The 1,538-nt window shown below is 67.6% G+C and carries 2 protein-coding genes; both read left to right on the top strand.

Going from position 1 to position 1,538, the window contains the following annotated elements; genetic code table 11:
• Positions 1-607: magnesium transporter (locus ABYB95_RS23320; protein WP_372662696.1), on the top strand; the 607-nt coding region annotated here is incomplete at its 5' end.
• Positions 608-646: 39 nt separating this feature from the next.
• Positions 647-1,399 carry a cytochrome c gene (locus ABYB95_RS23315; protein ID WP_372662693.1) on the top strand — a complete coding sequence of 251 codons (753 nt, stop codon included), beginning with the start codon at positions 647-649 and terminating at the stop codon, positions 1,397-1,399.
• Positions 1,400-1,538 lie beyond the last annotated feature (139 nt).

The raw sequence follows: 1,538 nt of genomic DNA, 5'->3' as shown, positions 1-1,538 counted from the left end.
GGAAGAAGAAACCAGTCTGGACATGCTGACCATGGTGGGCGCCAGTCCCGACGAGCGCGCCCTGTCCTCGCCCATGTTCGCGGTCAAGAAGCGCCTGCCCTGGCTGCAGATCAACCTGCTGACCGCCTTTCTCGCCGCCGCCGTGGTGGGCTTGTTCGAGAACACCATCGCGCAGTTCACCGCGCTGGCGGTGTTGCTGCCGGTGGTGGCCGGGCAATCGGGCAATGCCGGGGCGCAGGCGCTGGCCGTCACCATGCGCGGCCTGATGCTGCGCGAAATCAGTTTGCGCCACTGGCCGGCGGTGGTGGGCAAAGAGGCGCTCACCGGCTTGCTGAACGGCCTGGCCGTATCTGCGACCACCGGTCTGGCGGTCTATGTCTGGAGCCGTTCGCTGGCTCTGGTGGCGGTGATCGTGCTGGCCATGGTGATCTCCATGCTGGCCGCTGGTTTGGCGGGCGCGCTGGTGCCCATTTTGTTGCGCCGCTTCGGGCAAGATCCGGCCACGGCTTCGTCCATCATCCTCACCACCGTCACCGACGTGGTGGGCTTTTTTTCCTTTCTCGGTATCGCCGCCTTGTTCGCGCCCATGCTCGCCAGCGGGGGGTGATTCCGGTCGGTCAACCCACCTCGCTGCTTCGCATTTTTCATGCCCATCCTCACTGTGTTTCCCCGCTTTTTGAGCGGCCCTTTGGCCGCGTTCGCATGTTCGGGCTTGCTGGTCTTTTCGGCCCCGGCCTCGGCCCAGACCACCTCGGCCCAGATCGCTGCGCACAGCGTGCCCGACACACTGGCCCAGCGCGTCATGGCTTGCACCTTGTGCCACGGCCAGGAGGGCCGTGCCACCAATGCGGGTTACTTTCCGCGCATCGCGGGCAAGCCCGCCGGTTACCTCTACAACCAGTTGCGCAACTTCCGCGAAGGCCGGCGCCAGAACCCCGGCATGAGCCAGTTGCTCGATCCCCTGTCTGACGCCTATTTGCGCGACATCGCCCAGTACTTCGCGAGCCTGGATTTGCCCTACCCGCCGCCGCAGACCGCGAATGCCCCGGCCGCCGAGCTGGCACGCGGTGAAGCCTTGATACGCCAGGGTGATGCGCAGCGCCAGATACCGGCCTGCGTGCAATGCCATGGCGACGCGCTCACCGGCCGAAACCCGGCCATTCCGGGTCTGATCGGTTTGCCGCGCGACTACCTCATTGGCCAGCTCGGCGCCTGGCAAACCGGCCAGCGCCACGCCGGCGCACCCGACTGCATGGCCCGGATCGCGCAGGCCTTGTCGGCGCAAGACGTGGGGGCGCTGGCCACCTGGTTGTCGGCACAAGCCGTGCCCACCCAGGCGCACGCCGTGGCCGCTTCGCCCCAAGCGCTGCCCATGGATTGCGGGAGTGGTCTGCCATGAGCCGCACCACCCCCGCTCCCCAGCCGTCCACTGTGCGCCGCCTGCTGTGGCTGGCCCTGGTGTCTTCGCTGGTGTTGCTGCGCGCCGTGGCCTGGCGGCTGGGGCGCCAGTTGCAGGTGCCGGTGTTGCCGCCCCTGGC

Origin of the sequence: Hydrogenophaga sp., from assembly GCF_041633695.1 — a bacterium.
GTDB lineage: Bacteria > Pseudomonadota > Gammaproteobacteria > Burkholderiales > Burkholderiaceae_C > Hydrogenophaga.
The sequence above is the reverse complement of the archived record's forward strand: the minus strand, read 5'-3'. Positions and strand labels throughout refer to the sequence as shown.

Bases quoted from the DNA above. Each gene is read 5' to 3' on its own strand.
- ABYB95_RS23315 (WP_372662693.1), top strand. From the start codon at position 647: ATGCCCATCCTCACTGTGTTTCCCCGCTTTTTGAGCGGCCCTTTGGCC.